The following is a 21,543-nucleotide window of genomic DNA, read 5'->3' on the forward strand; positions in this document are numbered from 1 at the left end:
TTAATGATGAAATACTTGGGCCGTATGGTCATAGTTGTTTGGACTGTGTTGTTTGCTTCTTTATCAGGTGCATCGGCTCTTGAGAAAAAACAGAACCTGCTTCCAGAGCCGCTCTTTCCCAATATTGAGACATTTAAACTTGATAACGGCATGGAAGTTGCCGTTATACCTGACGCGCGTGCGACATCCATCACCCATATGGTTTGGTATCGAGTTGGCTCTGCTGATGAAGAGGCTGGGAAAGGGGGCATTGCCCATTTTCTCGAGCATCTGCTTTTTAAGGGAACCAAAAAATTTCCAGGTAATGCAATCGACACAACGGTGAAGCGTGTTGGCGGCAATCACAATGCGTTCACAAGCTATGATTACACGGCTTATTTTCAAAAAGTGACCCGTGAGCATTTGCCACTCATGATGGAAATTGAAGCCGATCGGATGATGAATGTTGAGTTCACACCGCAAGATGTGGATGTGGAACGCAAGGTTGTCTTAGAAGAACGTGCAAGGGGTATTGAAACCAGCCCTCAATCACAACTGGGTGCGGCAATGTCGCTTGCTAGATGGAAAAACCATCCCTATCGCCGACCAATTATTGGGTGGCGACACGAGTTGGAGGTGCTTACCCATCAAGAATTGCGTGACTTTTATGAGCGATACTACACACCTGCCAATGCTGTTTTGGTGGTCAGCGGTAATGTGAGCGTTGAAGAGGTGAGGGCGCTTGCGACAAAGTCTTATGGCACACTCGAAAACCGATCCCCCGCCTATAAGCCCAATCGTCCTACTGAGCCTAATGATCTATTCATGCGCCAGGAAATTACTGTGCGGCATCCGCAGATCACGAATGAAAGTGTTTCTATCACTTTCCGCATTCCTTCATACAGAACGGGAAAACCGGGTGAATATGAAGCGCTTGATATGTTGAGTGAAATTTTGAGCGGTACGACCCGATCACGCATTTACAAGGATTTTGTTGTCGAGCGTCAGATCGCAATATCGGCTGGGGCCTATGTCGGAGGTTCTGCGCGTGATGATACTGAGTTTGGATTTTATGGCACACCAAAGGGTGATGTGACGCTGAAGGAAATGGAAGATGAATTGATGGCTGTTATTGAAAAAGTAATAAGCGAAGGGGTCACGCAAGATGAATTGGATCGCGCGCGGCATCGTATCTTTTCTAACGCTATTTATGCGCAAGACAGTGCCAGCAGTTTAGCAAATCTGATGGGGCGCACTTTAGTAATTGGCCGCTCACTGGATGATATTCGCGCGTGGCCAAAGCGCATGGAGGCTGTAACCCCAGAAGCTGTGAAGGATGTGGCAACAAGGTTTTTCAACCCTGAAACGGCAGTTGTTGGTCGCTTGCGTCGTCCCCTTGATGCGAAGGACCCATCATGAGAATTTTATTTGAGCGTTTTGTCATGTCCCGCATTGTGACGTTTGTTTTTGCCGTTCTTTTTGTTTTCGTACCCTTGAGTGCACAAGCAATCGACATCAAGGAAATAGAGACTGACCTTGGCCTGAAAGTGCTTCTTGTTGAAGATCACACGCTGCCTATCATCACCATGTCTTTTGCTTTTCGTGGTGGCGCAACCCAAGATGAACCTGAAAAATCAGGAGCGCTTAATCTAATGAGTGCTTTGCTTGATGAGGGGGCAGGACCTTATGATGCTGAGGCCTTCCAAAACCGTTTGGAGGATTTAGCAACCAGCATATCATTTAATGCAGGGAGAGATTATCTTTTCGGCTCAATGCGCACTCTAAGCCCGCATGTGGGAGATGCTTTTGAAATGTTGCGTCTGGCCATTTATGATCCGCATTTTAATGAAAAACCGCTAAACCGGATACGTGACCAACTTCTTGCCGGTATTAGATCGGAAAAAAACAATCCTAATGCTCTTGCTTCAAAGGCCATGCGCGAGCTGATTTATCCTGTTGGTCACGCTTATCGTCGTACGGTGCGTGGCACAGAAACGAGCGTCTCAAGCTTGAATGCAGATGATTTGCGCGCCATAAAAAAGCGCGTGATGGGGCGCGATAATCTTGTTATTTCTTTTGTGGGCGACATTTCACCTGCGGATCTAAAAAAACGCCTTGATGTCTTGTTCGGTGATTTGCCAGCGACAGCTGATTTGCGCAAGATGGATGTTGTTGAGCCTGTGTTGGGTGAAACAACGGCCATAGACATAGAACGCCCGCAAACACGCTTTTCCTTTGTCGGCAAAGGTGTTGCTCGACATGATCCAGATTATATCCCGGCCTATCTGGTTAATCAGATATTGGGTGGTTCCGGTTTGACATCGAGATTGTCAAATGAGGTGCGTGAAAAGAGGGGACTTGCTTATGGCATTTCTACAGGCCTTTCTAACTCGGTCTTGAGTAGCCTTTTCACAGGTTCGGTTGCCACACGCACTGATTTTGCGGATGAAACCTTCAAGGTGCTCAAAAAAGAGCTGAAACGAATGGCTGATGAAGGGCCAACTGAAGAAGAATTAGCGCTGGCAAAAAGCTATACAATTGGCGTCTATGCGCTCAACTTCGACGGATCGTCGGATATAGCCAACACGTTGACAAGTCTTCAGATTCAAAATTTGCCCGCCGATTATATTAAAACTCGGGCAAAAAGGATAAATTCCGTGACACTGGAACAAGCAAAGAGTGCCGCTAAGCGCTTGTTGGGTGACGACTCTTATAGTTTCGTGCGGCTTGGACCTGCGCCGAAATAAAGCGGTAAAATAAAAAGAGACCTTGATGTCTGATGAGATGAAAATTGGTTTATCGCTTGGCGGTGGCGGTGCGAGAGGACTGGGCCATATTGTTGTTCTAGAAGTTCTCGATGAACTTGGTATCAAGGTGGATGCGATATCAGGCAGCTCGATGGGTGCCCTTTTGGGCATGGGCTATGCCAGTGGGATGTCAGGCAAAGAATTGCGCTCATATGCTTTGGAAACATTTGCAGATCGAGCGCATGTTATAAGCCAATTGTGGGCGCTTCGTCCTGCTGGGATAGAAAATTGGTTGAATCCGAAAACCTATACACTCGGACAAATAGATCCACAAAAAGTGCTTTCACTTTTTACTCCAGTTGACTCATTACCTGAACGTCTTGAAGATCTTTCTACGCCGCTTACCGTGGTTACGACGGATTATTATGGCTGGAAGGAGGCCGTATTTTCAAAGGGCAATTTGAATGAAATAGTGGCCGCATCCATCTCTATACCAATGATATTCAAACCGGTCCGCGTGGATGGACGGGTCATGATCGATGGTAATATATCAAACCCTCTGCCATTTGATTGTCTACCGGATGATATGGACCACATTATTGCGGTTGATGTTGTTGGAGGGCCGAACCCTTCAGGCACAGAAATTCCCTCTGGTTTTGATTGTAGCCTTGGCGCCAATCAAATTATGATGCAAGCCATCACAAATGAGAAACTCGAAACCGAGGCGGCACCAGATATTCTCATTCGCCCACCGATCAATGAATTTAGGGTTATGGATTTTTTGAAAACCAGCACAATTTTAAGAGTTTGTGATGGTATGCGGGATGATGTCAAACGACAAATCTCTGACATGCTGGATGCTTAAATTTCTTAAAATATCACGGTAAATTAGCACTCTTTGCCGATGAGAATGCGGGAAGGGCAGAACGCCATAGTGGTGGACGCAAGGTTTTATCCGGCGGTGTTTTGCCAATTTTTTTGATTACATGAAGGCACACAATAATTGAAATGATGCCAAAGACGACCGCACCCACACCTTGTCCTGCAATAACGCCTTTGCTTTGCGCAAGAACAGAACCCGCCCATACAAACGGGATGGTGCCAATCGTAGCCTTGCCCCAGTTTAAGGCAGTTGAATAGACAGCAAACCCGAGATTGTTGAAGGCGGCATTGGCGACAAACATGGCACCATTAAACAGGAAGGATACAATCACAATATTGATAAAGAACGCCATAAGAATGGCAGTTTCTCCTGTTGCTTTGAAGCTGTCGATTAGCATATCGCGCAGTAAATACATGATCAGCCAGATAGCGCAGGTATAGACCAATGTGACAACAAGGCTGTCAGTGATTGTCCTTCTGACGCGGTCATATTCTGTGGCTCCATAATTTTGCCCAATGATCGGCCCAATGGCACCGGAGAGCGCATAGATGAAACCAAACGCGACCGGAATAAGCCGTCCAATAATAGCCCAACCTGCCACAGCCTCATCTCCATAAGGGGCGATCGAGATCGTCACATAGGCGTTACCAACAGGCGTTGCTATATTGGTGAGAACAGCAGGCATGGCAATATTCATCAATTCACGCACATCATTGGTGAATTCGCTGAAGGATGGCATAGCAAGCATGTCGTGCACTTTTATAATGCCGTAAAGACCAATGAGAACGGTGACAAATCGGGCGATAACAGTGACATAGGCTGCGCCTTGAATACCAAGATCAAACGTAAAAATGAAAATTGGATCAAGCACTGCGGCACAAATCCCACCGCCCAAGGTGACATACATGGCGCGCTTTGCATCACCAACTGAGCGAAGTAAACCTGAAGCGCCCATGCCCAATCCCATCAGTGGCATTGATGGAATGACAACTTGCAGGAAGTCTGTTGCAACTGCTCGGGTCTTTCCTTCTGCGCCTAAAAGGCCAACGGTCTGATCGATGAAGGGGAAGTAGAGGGCTGTGATGGCAGTCAGAACAAAGGCGACAAATAAAAGAGAAGAGCCTGACAATTTTCTTGCGCGCTCACGGTCGCGCGCACCTAAGGCTCTTGATATGAGCGCGATGGCAGCAATCATGATGCCAATGGAAATAGAAATACTAAAGAAGATGATGGTTCCAGCATAACCAACAGCGGCTGCAAGTTCTTGTTTTCCCAAAAGCGAGATATAAAAAAGATTGGCAAGATCGACCATAAAAATAGCCATCAGCCCAACGGTACTTGTGGAGGTCATAACCAATATGTGGCGCAGAAGAGAGCCTTGGACAAATTTTGGTGGTGGTGATTTCGAATGAGGTGATGTCAAGTTATGGGCGCCAAATTCTAATCTGATATTTCGGTGATTTTTGCAGTCTCTTCAGACAGAACTTTTGCCTCTGTTTGCGGTTCTGTCAAAGGTTCAGGGACGAGTGTTTTTTGGAAGGCAATATCGGCAGCTGCGAATAGTCCTTTTGCCTGTTGTAGCTGTAAGCGGGCCATGTCGCGGCGGCGCACATCTTCGATTACAAAATCGGCGCGGTCCAGCGGCACATCCATACCATCAAGTATGCCACGTCCCATCACAAGAGCGGATTCAAACATTTCGCGAATCTGGAAATCCACTTCCAATTCCATGAGCTCGAGCGTGTGCGCTCGATCATAGGCGCGGGCATAAATTTTTGTTTCAGGAAAGTGCTTGCGCACAAGACTGACAATTTCCTCGGTGCGCGAAGAAGTATCGCTACAAACAGCAACAATACGAGCTTTTTGAATGCCCGCAGCGCGCAACACATCAAGCCTTCGTCCTTCACCATAATAGATGCGAAATCCAAAACGAGCAGCGCTTCTGATGCGTTCTGCATTATGGTCAATAATGGTCACGGGAAGACCTTGTGCAAGAAGTGTCTGGCAGACGATCTGGCCAAACCGTCCGAAACCAATTACCAATACAGAACCGTCAGCTCCTGCAAAATCCTCTTCCATCGTCTCTTCTTTGCTCTTGATTATGAGCCGATTGCCGATTGCAACGAAAAGCGGGGTGAGGGCCATTGTGACGGTAACGATGGCCGTGATGATGGAGGCGAGTTCTATACTCACCACATGAGCGGCGACAGCGACAGAAAAGATAACAAAAGCAAACTCGCCAACTTGTGGCAGGAGAGCAGCAACTCGTATGGCATCATTGTGCGGGGAACCGACAATGCGAGCTGATGAATAGATAACAAGCCCTTTCACAATCATGATTGCTGGTGCCGCAAGCAGAATGGTTGCCCAGCTATTGAAAACGACGTCTAGATTAAGCGAAAGCCCAACAGCCATGAAAAACAGGCCAAGCAAGATGCCGCGAAACGGTTCGATATTCGCTTCTAATTCGTGACGATAGGCGCTGTCAGCCAACATAACACCCGCGAAAAAAGCACCCATAGCCATAGAAAGGCCAACGGCTTGGGTCGCAAAACCTGCGCCAAGCACGACAAACAGCGCTACAACAATCATCATTTCTCGTGCGCCTGTGTTGGCAACAATTCGAAACAAGGGGTTGAGGCAATAGCGGCCAATCAAAAACAAAGCTGCTATAACGCCAACTATCTGTAATGCAGCTTTTCCATCCAACGCAGCCGCGCTTGGGGCGGCCACTACATCTTTTAAAAATTCCGGAACGAGAAAAGGAATAATTGCTAAAATAGGAACAATTGCAATGTCTTGAAACAGCACAATTGAGAAGGATTTTTGTCCATACTTTGTGTTGAATTCACCTTTTTCATCGAGAATTTGCATAGCAAACGCAGTTGATGACAAAGCTAGGCCAAGCCCCACGAGCAAACTTGTCTTCCATGAATAATTCAATGCATAGCAAAGCCCACCAAGGATTAAAGCACTTAAGGTAACCTGAATAAGGCCGGCACCAAATATACCATGCCTTAGTGCCCAAAGCCGTGAGGGTTTAAGTTCGAGGCCAATGATGAACAGAAGAAATACGATGCCGAGTTCCGCAAAATGAAGAAGTTCAACCCCGTCACTCATACGTAGAGGTAGAGCGCCGATCACAACGCCAGCGGCGAGGTATCCCAGAACAGTCCCCAAACCTAGCCGTTTAAAAATAGGCGCAAATATCACAGCGGCACCCAGCAATATTATTGCCTGGAACGCCAAACTATGGGCTACAACCTGTGAAGTTGCGTTTAATGTGGAAGTGGCATCAATAGCCATGGTTTCCCCTAAATAATAATCTATATATACGTCGTATATAATTAATTCTAAGTCTATGCTTGTGAATATAGTTTCAAGACAAAATATGAGGTCATCATGACAACACCCACCATTTCTGATTCGCTCGTTCAAAGGGCATCCGCTTTGGTGGATGCTGCAAAAAAAGCGGGCGCGGATGCTGCAGATGCAGTTGTTGTATCTGGTCAGTCACTCGGTGTCGATGTTCGAATGGGAAAAGTGGAAGAAACTAACCGTTCAGAAAATGACGGTTTTTCTCTGCGTGTGTTCATAGGCTCCCGCACAGCGGCGATTTCTGCAAATGATGCAAGTGGTGTTGAGCAACTGGCAGCCCGTGCCGTTGCCATGGCAAAAGTTGCACCTGAAGACCCCTATGCGGGCTTGGCAGAAAATCACCGCTTGGCAAAAAAATTCCCAGACCTTGAAATGTTCGATGATGGCGAGATAGATGCGGGAGTATTGACTGATCTTGCTCGTGAGGCAGAAGAAGCGGCACTTGCGGTAAAAGATGTTTCTAATTCTGGAGGTGCGTCAGCTGGTTGGGGAACTGGTGGGCTTGTGCTTGTCACCTCTGACGGTTTTTGTGGCAGTTATCGTTCATCCAGCTTTTCAACATCAGTCTCTGTCGTTGCGGGTGAAGGCACTGGGATGGAAAGAGATTATGATTTTGACAGCAAGCGGCATTTTTCTGACCTTCGAGCGCCTGCCGAGATTGGCAAAGGAGCAGGCGAGCGGGCTGTCAAACGGTTGAACCCTCGTAAAGTGGATAGCCAAACACTCTCGGTTATCTATGATCCACGTGTTTCGACAGGCCTGATCGGCCATCTCGCTGGCGCGGTTAATGCGGCGTCTATTGCCCGTAAAACCAGTTTTTTGCGCGACGACATGGACAATCAGATTTTCCGTCCTGATGTGACCATTTCTGATGACCCACACCGATTGCGCGGCCTTGCCTCCCGTCCCTTCGATGGTGAGGGTGTGGCAGCTGAGGCGATGGATGTGATTAGAGAGGGTATTTTGAAAACATGGTTTCTTGATACAGCCACCTCCAAGGAGCTTGGTTTGCAGACTAATGGCCGTGCGTCGCGTGGGGGGGCAAACCCATCACCAGGGCGCACAAATTTGACGCTTCATGCAGGCGAAAAATCACCAGAAGAAATGATCAAAGATATTGGCACAGGCCTTTATATCAATGAATTGATTGGCTCAGGCGTAAGCCTTGTAACGGGCGACTACAGTCGGGGAGTATCTGGTTTTTGGATTGAGAATGGAGAGATTGCTTATCCTGTGAGCGAAATCACAATTGCAGGTAATTTGCGCGATATGTTCGCCCGTTTGGTGCCTGCTAATGATCTTGAATATCGTTTTTCCACAAATGCCCCGAGTATCTTGATTGAAAATATGGCTGTTGCCGGCAGATAAGTGTAGAGCACTGTTATGGCTTTTATGAAAAGTATTGCCCCTGTCCGGAGGACAAAACCTTGAACGATGTGGAACTAGTTATTAAAGCCGCCCGCGCGGCGGGTGATATTGGGCTGGGTTATTTCAAAAAAAATCCTGATGTGTGGACGAAAGGTAATAGTTCTCCAGTATCAGAAGCTGACATAGCGATTGATAAATATTTGCAAGAAACACTTCTTACGGCGCGACCTGACTATGGATGGCTATCGGAAGAAACAGAAGACAATGAAGGCCGCCTTTCTAAAGATCGGGTTTTTATTGTTGATCCAATCGACGGCACCAGAGGGTTCATTGAAGGCACTGAAAATTGGATGGTTTCAATTGCAATCGTTGAAAAGGGTAAGCCGATTGTCGGTGTTCTCTATGGACCAGTGTTGGATAAACTTTATGTTGCAACCTTGGGCGGAGGGGCAACATGCAACGGAAAAGATATTTCTCCCGCAATAGGCCCAGCATTATCGGATGGTGAATATGCCATTCCAGCGCGGATCGCTCAATCAATACAGGATAGTCTGCAGACCCAAATGACACGGTCACGCCATATTCATTCTCTGGCCTATCGCATTGCACTTGTAGCTGATGGCGGATTGGCCGGAACGATTGCACGACCAACTGCGGAAGACTGGGATGTTGCTGCAGCAGATTTGATTTTGCGGGAGGCTGGCGGTGCCTTTACTGACCTCGATGGCGCGCCGCCAGTCTATAATCGCTTCAACACACAGCATGATTGGCTTCTAGCGAGCGGTGAAGCAGTTAAAATACCCTTGAAAAATGCTGTGATAGACGCGATAGAAAGAACAGCTATCTAGTTGTGCTAATTGATGGAGATACTCTATGACTGATAATGCGAAAGATGAAAAACAGCTCTTGCATATGGTTTTTGGTGGTGAGTTGGAGAAATTGTCCAGCAATACGTTCAAAAATTTGGATGATCTTGATATCGTTGGTATCTACCCAAATTATGAAAAAGCCTATGCAATTTGGAAGCAAAAAGCACAGGGGACCGTGGATAACGCTCACATGCGCTATTTCATTGTTCATATGCATCGTCTTTTAGATCCAGATGACGAATAAGCTACTCGTTATTCAATAATAGAAAGCATGGCAAACATGCTAAAATCACTACAAGGTCTACGTTTCACAGGCAAAGTGCTGGCAAATTATTTTAAATTTGTCACGTTAAGTTCCCGTATGACCGGCAGTATGGAACCTCATTTCGCCGAAGTTGAGGGCAACCTTCCTGCCATTTTCACTTTCTGGCATGGCGAGCAGTTTCTTATTCCAACTGTTGTTGCTGGGCGTTTGCCATTATGTGCGCTTGTATCCCGCAATCGCGATGGCGAAATACAGGCGGCTGCCCTTGAATCTTTTGGCGTTCAAACAATTCGTGGCTCTGGCGGCCGTAACCGTGCACGGACCATATCGAAAGGTGGTGTGCAAAGTTCATTGGAAATTCTCAGCGCCCTCGAAAACGGCATCAGCACATGCATGACGGCCAATGTGCCGCATGGGCCAGCGCGTAAGGTTGGTAAAGGTGTAATCGCGTTGGCAAAATTTTCTGGCAGACCGATTTATCCAGTTTCTCATGTTACCAGCAAAAACATGTTTATTGATTCTTGGGACAAAGCTGCCATCAATTTGCCGTTTTCAAAGGCTGCATTCATATTAGGTAAGCCTTTATGGGTTGATTGTGCAGCCGACAAAAACGCTTTAGAGGATTATAGGCAGAAACTTGAGAAAGAATTGCTTCGCATAACAGTGGAAGCACAGCGCCTTGTCGGCGTGACAAGAAACAGGGAAAGTAATTGAAGAATGTCTGATCTTGTTTCGCGGCTAGCCCTGAATATTTATGGGGGGTTTGGATATGTTGCCATGCCCTTTGCTGGTGCTTTTGTACGTTGGCGTGCAGCAAAGGGAAAAGAAGATCTCGACCGTATCAAGGAGCGTTATGGATTTGCATCCGTTAATACCAGCAACCGCATATGCATTTGGGTGCATGCTGCCAGTCTAGGGGAAACCCGCGCAGTCTTGCCGCTTATCAGACACTTTATTGAAATGCGCTTCGAGGTCGTCTTTACAACGGTAACCGTGACGGCAGCTCGTATCGCCGAGATTGAGCTTCCTAAAGGCGCTACCCATCAATATGCCCCTCTTGACTTGAAGCCTTTTCTCAAGCGCTTTTTAAAACACTGGAAGCCGTCAATGGCGATTTTTGTTGAGTCTGAACTATGGCCAACAACGATAATGGAACTCAGCCATCAGAATATCCCGCAAGTGCTTGTGAATGCCCGTATGTCGGCGCGTTCATTTAAGCGATGGAAACAATTTGATGTGGTCTCAAATGCGCTATTTGAAAATATTAGCCTGTCAATTGCACAAACCAAAGAGGACGCGGCGCGCTTTAAAGAACTGGGTATTCATTCGGTTATCAATTCAGGAAATTTAAAATTCGACTCTGATCTGCCAGAGGTGGATGTTGCCCAATTGGCAAAGCTTCAAGAAGCGATTGGCGAACGCCCGGTCTGGCTTGCTGCCAGCACCCATGACCGCGAAGAATTGATTGTTGCTAAAGCACACATCTTGTTGAAGCGCATCTTTCCCAATTTGTTGACGATCATTGCACCACGCCATCCCAATCGCGCGGAAAAAATAACAAATGAGCTGACCGCTTTGAATTTAAAAGTTGGACAGCGTAGCACTGGCGCATTACCTGCCGCGGACGAAGATATTTACATAGCTGATACAATTGGTGAATTGGGCCTGTTTTACCGATTGGCACCATGTAGTCTGATCGGGGGATCTTTAGTGCCGCATGGAGGTCAAAATCCAATCGAGCCTGCACGTCTTGGTTCTGCTATCATCCATGGGCCAAATGTTGCGAATTTTTCCAATATTTATGATGTTTTTTCCAAGCAAGGTGGTTGCTTGTGCGTCCACAACAGTGAGGAACTCGTGCGCGGTGTTGCAGCTTTGCTAAAAAACTCAGAAGAAATCGAACGCATAACAGTGGCTGCAAAATCTTCGTTGAGTGAATTTAGTGGCGCTTTGGAACGCACGAATAAAGCCCTTATGCCTTATCTTAATCCGCTTATTATCACCGAACGCTTGGCGGAAAATAGATGAGCGCGCCAGCCTTCTGGTGGCGTGCAAGAGGAGTGCTAAGCTCTCTTCTTTCTCCTGTCTCTTTCATTTATGCGCTTGTCGCTGATCGGCCTTTTGGTAAGGGAAAAATATCAAAAATTCCCATTTTATGTATTGGCAATTTTGTTGTTGGAGGTGCGGGTAAAACACCGCTGGCCATCGCGTTGTGCAAGCGTTTGATAAAAGAGGGCAAGAAGCCGGTTTTCCTGACGCGCGGGTATGGGGGGACATTGAGCGGACCCCATCTGGTTGATGGTGACACTAACAGCGCAAAATCGGTCGGTGATGAGCCGTTATTATTATGCCAATATGCACCAACAGTAATCGCAGCTGACCGTGTCGCCGGTGTGGACTTCATAGTTTCAAATCTGACTGCGGATGTCATTTTGATGGATGATGGGTTTCAAAGTGCGAAGATAAAACCAGCGTCTTCTATGCTTGTGGTGGACAGTGCGCGTGGTTTAGGTAATGGCTACGTTATCCCTGCAGGGCCGCTGCGCGCGCGATTATCAACCCAGATTGCTTATGCGGATTGTCTTGTTGTTATTAAAGGCAGTGCGCCTGTGGCTGCAAGCACGGCACGGCTTATTGATCAGTTCAAACAACTTGGTAAGCCGGTAAATTTGGCGAGATTATTGCCCGTGCTCAGCAATGAATTGCCAGCAAAAGCAATCGCTTTTTCAGGCATCGGCCATCCGCCGAAATTTTTTCAATCCCTGCGAACCAGCGGCGTTGAACTGGTTGAAGAAATCGGTTTTCCAGATCATCATTTTTTCACGGAACAAGAAGCCGAACACCTGCTTGAAATGGCAGAAAAAATGAAAGTGGATCTTGTGACAACATCCAAAGATGCTATCCGCTTGAAAGGATCGACTGGCGCACTCGCTCGTTTGGCTGATGTGGCTCAGGTTTTTGAAGTTGATGTCGTCTTTGAGGAAAGTGGTGATATCGACGCGCAGTTATCAGCGCTTATGTCTTAGCCCTTGAGTGTTTCAAGATGCCGTTTGAGGGATGCATCCACATCCACATAGGCTTCCTGACGTTCGACGTTCCAATATTTCAAATCGTCCACGGGGATGACCTGATTGGTAACAGCGCAGCGTACAAAGGTGCCAGATGACAGGACATGAAAGTCTGCGTGATCGTATTTTATGCGAGCCTCGCCGCCGGAGGTTGGTATATTAAAACGGTTCATATCTAATTTTTAACGCCGGTCAAAAAGTTTTTCAATCTCATTTAATGAAAGAGTGATAAATGTTGGTCGTCCGTGATTACATTGTCCTGAATTAGGTGTTTTTTCCATTTCGCGCAAGAGGGCATTCATTTCGTCTGCGTTAAGGCGACGGCCTGATCGCACTGACCCATGACAGGCCATGCGTGATGCGATGGCGTTTAGTTTGTCGCGGATCAGGGTTGTTTTGTCCCATTCTGCCAGCTCATCAGCCAGATCACGTATCAAAGCACCAGCGTCTACTTCGCCAAGAAGGGCAGGTGTTTCTCGAACAGCAATCGCTCCCGGTCCAAAGGCATCAACAATGAGGCCAACCTCTGCGAGTTCATCAACTCGCGCGCTGATATTGTTGACGTCTTCTTCTGGCAAATCAACGATATCGGGTATGAGCAGAATTTGTCGTGCGATGCCATTCTGGTCAAGGTTATTTTTCATTCGCTCATAAACAAGCCGTTCATGTGCGGCATGTTGATCGATCAGAACGAGACCGTCATCGCTTTGGGCAACGATATAGTTTTCGTGAAGTTGAGCTCGCGCCGCACCTAGCGGGTGCTGGGTAAGGGTGAGATCATTTTCATTGATTGCCTCTGCGCGACCAGAAGGTGTTTCCATGCTATCGAATGCAGTTTGAGGCGCATCATTGAATCCATCGATGGGGCGTGATGGAGAGTCTTGTGCATCCCACTGTGCATTAATAGGACGCTCGGATGGATAGTCGTAACGAGGTGGGGGGGCATTTTGGCGTCGAAACGCATCAAGTACGGCTTCTGTACTGCTGCTATCTGGTCGCAGTCCAGCCCCAATGAGCGCTCGTTTGATTGCCCCCACCAGTAAGCCCCGCACAAGGCCTGGATCACGGAACCGAACATCGGTTTTAGCGGGGTGCACATTCACATCCACATGCGCGGGGTCGAGATCAATAAAAAGAGCGACCACAGGATAGCGCCCACGCGTTAGTGTATCGGAATACCCCCCGCGTAATGCAGATAGGAGCAATGGATCACGCACAGGGCGGCCATTGATTGTGAGAAATTGATGAAGACTATTAGCGCGATCAAAGGTGGGAATACTAATAAAGCCAGAAAGCTGGACACCTTCGCGCTCCTCGCAGATGACAATTGAATTATCAATAAACTCTTGTCCTAAAATCTGTCTCAGGCGCTCTGCTTGTGCGGCGCTTAAGTCTTCATCCTTTGCGGGTGGAAAATGTGTCTCCTTTCGGTCGCTACCGGCAAGGGTGACGCCGACATTGGGATTAGCGATTGCCATGCGGCGCACGACATCGGTTACGGCATTTGCTTCTGCGCGGTCGGTTTTTAAAAATTTAAGCCGTGCTGGTACTGAAAAGAAGAGGTCTGATACTTCAACGCGCGTGCCTTTTGCCCATGCTGAGGGAGCAGGGCCATCTATCTCACCATCGGCTACATTGATTACAAAGCCGGTATCAGCATCTGATTGACGGGTGGCGATTGATAGCCGCGATACGGCTCCAATGGAGGGAAGCGCCTCACCGCGAAAACCGAGTGTGCGAATATCAAGCAGGTCATCTGTTAGTTTAGAGGTGCAGTGGCGTTCAACGGCAAGGCGAAGGTCCTCATCGCTCATGCCAGCGCCATCATCGCTGACACGGATCAGATTTTTGCCACCGCCAGCGGTCACCACTTCGATATTTTGAGCGCCCGCATCAATAGCATTTTCAACAAGCTCTTTCACGACGCTAGCGGGGCGCTCAATCACTTCACCGGCAGCGATCCGGTTGATCATGGCATTGTCTAATCGTTGTACAGCGTTTGTCATTATGTTCCGCTTTTTAACAAATCGTGCTTGAGGCGCCATAAAGTTGACATCCCGCAGCCCAATTCGTTGCGCACGAACACCATAAGATTGCCCGTGCGTATGAATCTCTTCGTATGCATTTAATTTACCAGCTTGGCAGGGATAACAAAACTAATGAGGAAACTTATGACCAAATATGTATCAATTTTTACCAAATTGGGTGTGATTACTGTTCTAGCTGTATCAGTGAGCGCTTGTAATTTGACACGCACAGAGAGAACAGTCGCAAAAGGCGGCGCGATTGGTGCTGCTACGGGTACTGGCGTTGCAATCCTAGCTGGTGGCCCATTAGCAGCGGGCGCACTCATCGGTGGTGCGGCAGGCGCGACATCCGGTGCTATATTTGAGCAAAACAAAAAGCGTCGTCGCTAATGAAATCAAAGCCCATCAATCAATAGCACGCCAGCCGATGTCACGTCGGCAAAAGCCATTTGGCCAGTCGATTTTATCAACGGCCTTATAGGCACGCCGTTGCGCTTCTTTGACACTCGTGCCCATGGCTGTAACGTTTAAAACCCGTCCACCTGTGGCAACAAGCTCGCCGTTTTTCATGGCGGTTCCGGCATGAAATATTTCTACGTTCTCTGCATCTTGCGCATTTTGAAGATCAATCGGTGTATTTTTATCATAAGAGCCGGGATAGCCTTTGGAGGCGAGCACAACACTAAGTGCGGTTTCATCAAACCAACGCGCTGTGACTTTATCCAAAAGACCGTCAACGGTTGCATTGAGCAGCGTTAAAATATCGTCCTTTAATCGCATCATTAAAACCTGACATTCTGGATCGCCAAACCGGCAATTATGTTCGATCAGTTTGGGGCCATCTTCTGTAATCATTAAACCGGCGAACAAAACTCCTTTATAGGGATGCCCCATATCGCTCATTGCGCGTACGGTTGGCTCGATGATTTTGGTCATTACCTCATCATTCATGGCCTCAGACATTACCGGGGCAGGCGAATAAGCTCCCATGCCGCCAGTGTTTAAGCCGACATCACCGTCACCCACCCGCTTATGGTCTTGCGCACTGGCAAGCGCTAGCGTGTTTTGTCCATCACACAGGGCAAAGAAACTAGCCTCTTCGCCTTCCATAAATTCTTCAACCACAACCTCATGACCGGCTTCGCCAAAGCTGCCGCCAAAACAATCATCAATGGCATGAAGCGCCTCATCCAGTGTCATAGCCATGATGACACCCTTACCGGCGGCAAGGCCATCGGCCTTCACGACGATTGGCGCGCCTTGTTCCCTAATATAGTTTTTGGCAGTTTCAGGGTCTTTAAACCGGCCATAGGCAGCTGTGGGAATATTGTAGTTTGCGCATATATCTTTGGTGAAGCCTTTTGACCCTTCAAGTTGAGCCGCAAGTTTTGTCGGGCCAAAAGCGCGGATGCCTGCTGCATTCAAATCATCAACAATGCCAACAACAAGCGGCGCTTCAGGGCCAACAACAACCAGATCAATCGCATTATGCTTGCAAAAAGCAATTACGGCAGCGTGGTCGGCCATATTGAGTTCTATAATTGTTGCACATTCGGCAATACCAGCATTGCCAGGCGCGGCATAAAGCGTTTCGATCTGAGCTGAGTTTGATATAGCCCAAGCGAGGGCATGTTCGCGGCCACCAGAGCCGAGGAGGAGAACATTCATGGATTTACTTCTTTATCAAAAGGGTCGCTTATCGCTACCATGGCACTTTAGGTGCTGCCAATGCAGATCAATGGGTTACTAAGAGTTTTCGGAGATTTGTGATTGGATCAAACGCGCACAAAGGCTTAAAGAGTGATTTTAGCCGGTTCTGATTAGGTATTTATGAATGAAAGATAATGGAGACAATCGTGTCAGGGATGCAGTAAAAGGGCATTGGGTCGACACCTTGTTGCCAGATTCTGCGCGGCCCTTTGGGCAGCTTGCTCGCTTTGATCGTCCCATTGGATGGTGGCTGTTGCTCTTGCCATGCTGGTGGTCCACAGCCTTGGCGGCTGTTGCATCGGGTGATGGAAGCTTGAACCTGAAACATATTTTATTGTTTGTTATTGGTGCTGTGGTCATGCGAGGGGCAGGGTGCACCTATAATGATATTGTTGATCGCGATATTGATAAGGCTGTTGTCCGCACAGCCTCACGCCCTATCGCTAGTGGTCGGGTCAGCATATCAAAGGCTATTATATTCGTTGTATTTTTGAGTCTAATCGGGCTTTTCGTCTTGTTGCAATTTAATGCATTCGCGATTTTTCTTGGTTTTGGATCGCTTGCTTTCGTTGCCATCTATCCCTTTATGAAACGCATCACAAATTGGCCACAGGTGGCGCTTGGATTTGCTTTTTCATGGGGTGCGCTGATGGGCTGGGCAGCTCATTTTGGCGAAATAAGTGCGGCCCCTCTCGTACTTTATCTAGGTGCGATTTTATGGACTGTGGGGTATGATACAATCTATGCCCACCAAGACCGCGAAGACGATGTTTTAGCTGGCGTTAAATCAACAGCACGACTATTCGGTGACAATACCAAGCCTTGGTTATTTGCTTTTTACTCTGGTGCAACGGCACTGTTTGGTTTGAGTTTTTTCTTAAGCGATGCTGGTATTTTGTCTTATGCGGGCCTTGCAATTGGCGCAGGGCATATGGTCTATCAAGTCGCTAAACTAGACATTAATAACACAGACGAATGCCTGATGATGTTCCGCTCAAACCGTGATTACGGCTTGATTTTATTTGCCGGATTAACGCTGGATGTCTTTTTCTAAAGCTATTTAGATCCAAGACTTTTATGTGCGCGCGATAATTTCACGCCCAGCAATACGGTTGGACGCATCAACGCGACCAGCTTTGCGCTTTGTTAAAAACCGTGGTCGGCGTGATCTAAAGAAGACACTTGGGCGGCGGGCCTTCGCATCTTTAACATCCAATGAGCCAAGACGGTTTGATACCATCTGCTCAACACCATCTGGTTCAATTAAGATAAGAGCGAGATTGAAGCGTCGCCCCCACATTTGCCAGTCTGCGGCCAATTCATCCATATTATTGGACCGGGCCAATGGCATATTTAATGACGCATCAGAATGTAACAATATAAGCTCTGCAACAATTTGGTCGTCATCTGAAAGGCTAAGCTTGGCAGCGACACCACGATAAGAGGATGCTTTGCAAGCAACACGTGTGGTCAGACCGCAGTTAAGTTTCCCTTCAACAACGATACCATCGCTGATTTCAAACTCTGTCTCACCAACAAGCGCGGACCCTTTAACCTGTGTACGCATCACTTGATGCTGCTTAGCAGGGTTCAGTCTAAAATTTTCTTGCGGGCTTATAATCCAGTCATTCTGGACCGTGGCTCCCGCCATCTCTGTTTGACGCATTGTATTTCCCCATGGATCTGTTTTTTTGATCCTTTGAGAGTGAACTTACACGTCACGCATCCAGATAGGTTTAAAGAGATTGGTTAAGGAAATATAGCTTGATTCCAAGGTTATCGGTTAGTGAATCCGATGTTTAGGATTTGGTATTCATATTTACAGGTCAGTTTAATTTTGTGCCGCATTTGTTTACTTTGTTTTGAATAAACAAGGATTCAAATTTTATTTTAGAGTATAGTTAGATAGCAAATTATATTGTCATTTAACTAGAGTAATATGAGTAAATCTAAAGGGCATATGAAATGAGTGATCGGTTTTTACCTGGCTTTGAAGCGAAACATAAAAAGTTATATGATAAGAATACAATTCTTCTTAATCATAGACTTGCTGATTCAGGCTTGTTCACGGAAGAAGCTATTGGCAAGCTTATAGAGCGCTGCAACAAAGAAGATTATATTGTTGCAACAATGGGCTACGATAAAGAAGTCAAAGAATGGCGTAACGGCGAAATAGGCGATCTATCCGGCCTAGAGGTGATTGAGGCTATACGTAAAGGCCGTATGTGGATGAATATTCACCGCATCATGGACCGCGACCCTCAATATCAAGTTGTTCTAGATAAGATATTCGGCGAGCTTATTGACTATATGCCAGCGTTTAAGACGTTTAAACGTAATATGACGCTTCTGATCTCTTCGCCAAAAATCCAAGTTTATTACCACGCGGATATTCAAGGCCAGAGTCTGTGGCAGATTTCAGGTAAAAAACGTGTTTATGTTTATCCCGCGACAGATGCTTTCATCTCAGACGATTCAATAGAAAAAGTGTTGTTGCGTGAGACGGAAGAAGAAGTGCCTTATGAAACATGGTTTGATGATTATGCCGAGGTTTATGACCTTGAGCCAGGTCAGATGGTCCATTGGCCGCTTTATGCTCCGCACCGAGTGGAGAATCAGGACTGTTTGAATATCTCTGTGACAACGGAGCACTGGACACGTGAAATCTGGAACTCATATGTTGTCAACTATGGCAACGGTGTAATGCGCCGCACATTAGGTTTGCAAAATTTCTCGCAAAGGCCTGAAGGTTTCCACGTTTATCCAAAGGCAGCAGCGTGTCTTCTATGGAAAAAAATAAAAATAGCCAAGGCGCGTGAATTCAAACACACAATCGACTTCCGCGTGGATCCAAGAGCGGATCAAGGCCTAGTTGATATAGACCCTTACGAAATAGCAGCCTAAAGCTCTAGAGCGTATAAGAGAGCGATTAAAAAAAGACTGTCACCTAATGAACGTTGGGTGACAGTTTTTTTATGAGCTTTTTGATAAAGGCATTATCACGATAAATATAAGCCGCAAGCAGGCCTTTGATGCCGTTTGTTAAAATCATATTGTAGAGCGGGACGTAGGTTGCGCCAAAAGACTCTTTATAGTCTTCATCACCGATTGAGAAATCAAAGAACTGGATATTTTGCTCTTTGCGAGTGCGCATCATGTCCATGATAGATTGAAGCCCAGGCGAATATTTTCTGTATATTTCATTCGATGAATAGGCGCCTAAAAGCATGATATGGCGTCCTTCATCATAAAGGCCGAATTCTGCGGTAATCAATTGACCATTGGCTTCACCAACATAGGTGACGGCCTTACCACTTTTTGCCTGATTGATGGCGACATCAAGATAGAAGTCGAAATAAGCAGGCTTGCTTAAAAGGTCATCCGGATAGCGTTTGCCGCGTTCATCACGTAGAAAAACAAACGCCTGTTTGATTTCTTCCGCATCAGTGAGAGCCTTGAATGTCAGTTCGCCAATCTCTTTGTCGAAATTACGCCGCTTACGGGCCAAACCTTTGCGGCTTGACTTAGATAATGTGTCGCGCTGCCATTCTTCAAAAGGTGCCACCATTTCCATCTCAAAGGCAGAGTTCTGGTTAGCAGAGCGCGACATGCCACTTAGGAGCTTTGAAATATCAAAGCTTTCAGGCCGTTGTTTGCGAAAAAGTAGAATGTCAAAAGGAGTGAGCGCCTGTTTTAATTGTGCGTCAAATCCTTCTTGATTTTCTAATTGAACAAGGACATCCGGCAAAGCGATAATGGTGTTGTAATCGGTGATTCCAAGGTCTGCCGGTTGCATGATTTTGGTGCCAAATTTAGTTTGACGCACAAATGGCAGGATCATTAACAATTGCCCCGTTTTTGTATCGCTAACTGTGACAATGACAGCTTCTGCGTTCAAAGCATCGGGTAAGGTGCGATACAAACAGTCTAACCAAAACGGGCTTTGAAAAATGGTCGCATTCGATTGTTTGAATAACTCTTTATAATCATCAGACATAAAATCGAACTGACTGACAACACGAATTTCAGGCGCCAAAGTATGTGGTTTTTTTGAGTGAGATGGTGAGGTCATTGTCACGGGCTCTCCCTTAAAAACATTTTCAAAATGGCTTGGTCGGGTCTTTGGGTCACAGGGTCAACAAACCCAAAACCATCGGAATAGTCCCAATGTGTCCATGCCATGCAATGTTCTTCTGCGCGCTCGACAATGGTTTTTAACCATAAAAGGCGAGAAATTCTAGGGGCGTGGTGAGATAGAACACCGAATTCATTTATGATGATGGGGCGGTTGTGTTTATCTGACCATTGCTGCAATCTATCAAAAATGCTGTCGATATCTTCGAATCCCCAAGGTTTAAAAAGCTGTTCTTTAAGCTTGTTAGCGGCAGCAACTTGGCCGGTGGCGATCAACTCACCATAAAGGGCTTGCGTGCTTGGATTGTTAAAATCCATCGGAAAACTTAGCTTTTTGTATTGGCGTATTGGTTCATTTTCTGGAAGCCATGGGGCCCCTTGATGCGTGAAGATGAAGGGGTCATAAAAATGAATGGCGTAGAGAGTATTGGGATCATCGACTGGCGTGATCGGAAACAGGGCCTCATGGCGTTGCGGGCCTGAGGGGCTAAGCACGATTGTATGGTGAGGCAATAATTCACGGATATGCTTTGCAAGGAGTGCGCTGTGTTTTTGCCAAGTGCGCGCATCGGTATCTGGTTCATTCAAAATTTCGACCAACACGTCTTGTGGTTTGAATTGAGCAAGATGCACAGACAGTGCTTTCCATATTCTCATCAACCTGTCCAATGTGGCGTCAGGTGCTATTCGATAGGCATCATTGAATTCTTTGCTTGGATGAATATCTATGGACACGAGATAGCCGATATCGACCAACTCTTTGGTGTAAGCGCTCATATTGTTCATATATGCCTGCGCTTCAGGAGAGCCCAAGTCATTACCCATAAAAGCAGGGCTGAAAACGGGTAAACGAATATGGCTTAAACCACGCTTCCTCAAATCAATCAGCGTTGCTTTGACTAGCTGATTGCGCTGATTAGAAGCATCCCAATTGGGTAGATTGAAGCCACGTGCCACGCGCTCAAGTAGGTCAGGGTTTGGAAAATCTATATAGCGCTCTTTAAGAGGGCATTGATTGGCGCTATCGGTTGGGCTTGCTTTGGCTGAGATACCAAAAAGAACGAAACACACCATCAAAAATATAGCTGTAATGGTTTCTGTTCTCATTGCATAGC

At 46.8% G+C, this 21,543-nt stretch carries 20 protein-coding genes; 12 read left to right on the top strand and 8 right to left on the bottom strand.

Annotation, left to right across the window (positions count from 1 at the left end):
• Positions 1-3: 3 nt before the first annotated feature.
• Genes ABJ081_06900 through ABJ081_06910 form a run of 3 tightly spaced genes read left to right on the top strand, consistent with a single transcriptional unit; the run spans position 4 to position 3,591 of the window.
• Positions 4-1,398, top strand: coding sequence for a pitrilysin family protein (locus tag ABJ081_06900; GenBank protein MEP6356391.1), 1,395 nt, complete (start codon positions 4-6; stop codon positions 1,396-1,398).
• Positions 1,395-2,726, top strand: coding sequence for a pitrilysin family protein (locus ABJ081_06905; GenBank protein MEP6356392.1), 1,332 nt, complete (start codon positions 1,395-1,397; stop codon positions 2,724-2,726). Before ABJ081_06900 ends, ABJ081_06905 begins: the two co-directional genes overlap by 4 nt.
• 25 nt (positions 2,727-2,751) lie before the next feature.
• Entirely contained in the window at positions 2,752-3,591 is an 840-nt protein-coding gene (locus ABJ081_06910; protein MEP6356393.1) for a patatin-like phospholipase family protein, read from the top strand.
• 13 nt (positions 3,592-3,604) lie between these two features.
• On the opposite strand, the gene ABJ081_06915 is transcribed toward ABJ081_06910, so the two are convergent.
• A complete protein-coding gene (locus ABJ081_06915) occupies positions 3,605-5,032 on the bottom strand; it encodes an MATE family efflux transporter (protein MEP6356394.1) in 1,428 nt (475 codons plus the stop codon).
• A 17-nt stretch (positions 5,033-5,049) separates the two neighbouring features.
• A complete protein-coding gene (locus tag ABJ081_06920; GenBank protein MEP6356395.1) occupies positions 5,050-6,915 on the bottom strand; it encodes a monovalent cation:proton antiporter-2 (CPA2) family protein in 1,866 nt (621 codons plus the stop codon).
• Positions 6,916-7,011: 96 nt separating this feature from the next.
• Between ABJ081_06920 and ABJ081_06925 the strand changes: the two genes are divergently transcribed.
• From ABJ081_06925 to lpxK, 6 genes are all read left to right on the top strand, one after another.
• Entirely contained in the window at positions 7,012-8,355 is a 1,344-nt protein-coding gene (locus ABJ081_06925) for a metallopeptidase TldD-related protein (GenBank protein MEP6356396.1), read from the top strand.
• Between the two features lie 68 nt (positions 8,356-8,423).
• On the top strand, positions 8,424-9,203 hold the full coding sequence (locus ABJ081_06930) for a 3'(2'),5'-bisphosphate nucleotidase CysQ (GenBank protein ID MEP6356397.1): 780 nt from the start codon (positions 8,424-8,426) through the stop codon (positions 9,201-9,203).
• Positions 9,204-9,228: 25 nt separating this feature from the next.
• Entirely contained in the window at positions 9,229-9,468 is a 240-nt protein-coding gene (locus ABJ081_06935; GenBank protein MEP6356398.1) for a DUF4170 domain-containing protein, read from the top strand.
• A 36-nt stretch (positions 9,469-9,504) separates the two neighbouring features.
• Positions 9,505-10,203: a lysophospholipid acyltransferase family protein gene (locus ABJ081_06940; protein MEP6356399.1), complete on the top strand. Its 699-nt coding sequence runs from the start codon at positions 9,505-9,507 to the stop codon at positions 10,201-10,203.
• 3 nt (positions 10,204-10,206) lie between these two features.
• Positions 10,207-11,517 (top strand): 3-deoxy-D-manno-octulosonic acid transferase, encoded by a 1,311-nt coding sequence (locus ABJ081_06945; protein MEP6356400.1) that lies wholly within the window; start codon positions 10,207-10,209, stop codon positions 11,515-11,517.
• On the top strand, positions 11,514-12,515 hold the full coding sequence (gene lpxK / locus ABJ081_06950; GenBank protein ID MEP6356401.1) for a tetraacyldisaccharide 4'-kinase: 1,002 nt from the start codon (positions 11,514-11,516) through the stop codon (positions 12,513-12,515). Before ABJ081_06945 ends, lpxK begins: the two co-directional genes overlap by 4 nt.
• Here lpxK and ABJ081_06955 read toward each other — a convergent pair.
• Both ABJ081_06955 and mutL read right to left on the bottom strand, forming a co-directional pair.
• A complete protein-coding gene (locus ABJ081_06955; protein MEP6356402.1) occupies positions 12,512-12,730 on the bottom strand; it encodes a DUF2093 domain-containing protein in 219 nt (72 codons plus the stop codon). The genes lpxK and ABJ081_06955 overlap by 4 nt on opposite strands.
• Before the next feature lie 9 nt (positions 12,731-12,739).
• On the bottom strand, positions 12,740-14,563 hold the full coding sequence (gene mutL, locus ABJ081_06960) for a DNA mismatch repair endonuclease MutL (GenBank protein MEP6356403.1): 1,824 nt from the start codon (positions 14,561-14,563) through the stop codon (positions 12,740-12,742).
• A 165-nt stretch (positions 14,564-14,728) separates the two neighbouring features.
• Between mutL and ABJ081_06965 the strand changes: the two genes are divergently transcribed.
• Entirely contained in the window at positions 14,729-14,974 is a 246-nt protein-coding gene (locus ABJ081_06965; GenBank protein MEP6356404.1) for a bacteriocin, read from the top strand.
• A gap of 15 nt (positions 14,975-14,989) precedes the next feature.
• Here ABJ081_06965 and purD read toward each other — a convergent pair whose 3' ends face one another.
• The gene (gene purD, locus ABJ081_06970) at positions 14,990-16,252 is read right to left on the bottom strand and encodes a phosphoribosylamine--glycine ligase (GenBank protein ID MEP6356405.1); all 1,263 of its coding nucleotides are present in this window, start codon (positions 16,250-16,252) and stop codon (positions 14,990-14,992) included.
• A 166-nt stretch (positions 16,253-16,418) separates the two neighbouring features.
• Between purD and ubiA the strand changes: the two genes are divergently transcribed.
• Positions 16,419-17,348 carry a 4-hydroxybenzoate octaprenyltransferase gene (ubiA, locus tag ABJ081_06975; protein ID MEP6356406.1) on the top strand — a complete coding sequence of 310 codons (930 nt, stop codon included), beginning with the start codon at positions 16,419-16,421 and terminating at the stop codon, positions 17,346-17,348.
• Between the two features lie 21 nt (positions 17,349-17,369).
• Here ubiA and ABJ081_06980 read toward each other — a convergent pair whose 3' ends face one another.
• Positions 17,370-17,960 carry a DUF6101 family protein gene (locus ABJ081_06980; protein ID MEP6356407.1) on the bottom strand — a complete coding sequence of 197 codons (591 nt, stop codon included), beginning with the start codon at positions 17,958-17,960 and terminating at the stop codon, positions 17,370-17,372.
• A gap of 299 nt (positions 17,961-18,259) precedes the next feature.
• Here ABJ081_06980 and ABJ081_06985 point away from each other — a divergent pair, with 299 nt between their 5' ends.
• Positions 18,260-19,198, top strand: a complete 939-nt coding sequence (locus tag ABJ081_06985) for a hypothetical protein (GenBank protein MEP6356408.1) — start codon at positions 18,260-18,262, stop codon at positions 19,196-19,198.
• Between the two features lie 43 nt (positions 19,199-19,241).
• Here the strand turns inward: ABJ081_06985 and ABJ081_06990 are convergent, their stop codons facing one another.
• Entirely contained in the window at positions 19,242-20,366 is a 1,125-nt protein-coding gene (locus tag ABJ081_06990) for a GNAT family N-acetyltransferase (GenBank protein MEP6356409.1), read from the bottom strand.
• Between the two features lie 2 nt (positions 20,367-20,368).
• On the bottom strand, positions 20,369-21,535 hold the full coding sequence (locus tag ABJ081_06995; protein MEP6356410.1) for a cellulase family glycosylhydrolase: 1,167 nt from the start codon (positions 21,533-21,535) through the stop codon (positions 20,369-20,371).
• Between the last annotated feature and the right edge of the window lie 8 nt (positions 21,536-21,543).

The sequence above is a fragment of the Hyphomicrobiales bacterium genome, from assembly GCA_039989895.1.
Taxonomy (GTDB): Bacteria; Pseudomonadota; Alphaproteobacteria; order Rhizobiales; family JACESI01; genus JACESI01.

What these genes read in the sequence shown, in the direction of transcription:
- ABJ081_06900 (MEP6356391.1), top strand. Translation starts at nt 4, where the DNA reads ATGATGAAATACTTGGGCCGTATGGTCATAGTTGTTTGGACTGTGTTG.
- ABJ081_06905 (MEP6356392.1), top strand. Translation starts at nt 1,395, where the DNA reads ATGAGAATTTTATTTGAGCGTTTTGTCATGTCCCGCATTGTGACGTTT.
- ABJ081_06910 (MEP6356393.1), top strand. Translation starts at nt 2,752, where the DNA reads ATGTCTGATGAGATGAAAATTGGTTTATCGCTTGGCGGTGGCGGTGCG.
- ABJ081_06920 (MEP6356395.1), bottom strand. Translation starts at nt 6,915, where the DNA reads ATGGCTATTGATGCCACTTCCACATTAAACGCAACTTCACAGGTTGTA.
- ABJ081_06925 (MEP6356396.1), top strand. Translation starts at nt 7,012, where the DNA reads ATGACAACACCCACCATTTCTGATTCGCTCGTTCAAAGGGCATCCGCT.
- ABJ081_06935 (MEP6356398.1), top strand. Translation starts at nt 9,229, where the DNA reads ATGACTGATAATGCGAAAGATGAAAAACAGCTCTTGCATATGGTTTTT.
- ABJ081_06940 (MEP6356399.1), top strand. Translation starts at nt 9,505, where the DNA reads ATGCTAAAATCACTACAAGGTCTACGTTTCACAGGCAAAGTGCTGGCA.
- ABJ081_06945 (MEP6356400.1), top strand. Translation starts at nt 10,207, where the DNA reads ATGTCTGATCTTGTTTCGCGGCTAGCCCTGAATATTTATGGGGGGTTT.
- lpxK (MEP6356401.1), top strand. Translation starts at nt 11,514, where the DNA reads ATGAGCGCGCCAGCCTTCTGGTGGCGTGCAAGAGGAGTGCTAAGCTCT.
- ABJ081_06955 (MEP6356402.1), bottom strand. Translation starts at nt 12,730, where the DNA reads ATGAACCGTTTTAATATACCAACCTCCGGCGGCGAGGCTCGCATAAAA.
- mutL (MEP6356403.1), bottom strand. Translation starts at nt 14,563, where the DNA reads ATGACAAACGCTGTACAACGATTAGACAATGCCATGATCAACCGGATC.
- ABJ081_06965 (MEP6356404.1), top strand. Translation starts at nt 14,729, where the DNA reads ATGACCAAATATGTATCAATTTTTACCAAATTGGGTGTGATTACTGTT.
- purD (MEP6356405.1), bottom strand. Translation starts at nt 16,252, where the DNA reads ATGAATGTTCTCCTCCTCGGCTCTGGTGGCCGCGAACATGCCCTCGCT.
- ubiA (MEP6356406.1), top strand. Translation starts at nt 16,419, where the DNA reads ATGAAAGATAATGGAGACAATCGTGTCAGGGATGCAGTAAAAGGGCAT.
- ABJ081_06980 (MEP6356407.1), bottom strand. Translation starts at nt 17,960, where the DNA reads ATGCGTCAAACAGAGATGGCGGGAGCCACGGTCCAGAATGACTGGATT.
- ABJ081_06985 (MEP6356408.1), top strand. Translation starts at nt 18,260, where the DNA reads ATGAGTGATCGGTTTTTACCTGGCTTTGAAGCGAAACATAAAAAGTTA.
- ABJ081_06990 (MEP6356409.1), bottom strand. Translation starts at nt 20,366, where the DNA reads ATGACCTCACCATCTCACTCAAAAAAACCACATACTTTGGCGCCTGAA.
- ABJ081_06995 (MEP6356410.1), bottom strand. Translation starts at nt 21,535, where the DNA reads ATGAGAACAGAAACCATTACAGCTATATTTTTGATGGTGTGTTTCGTT.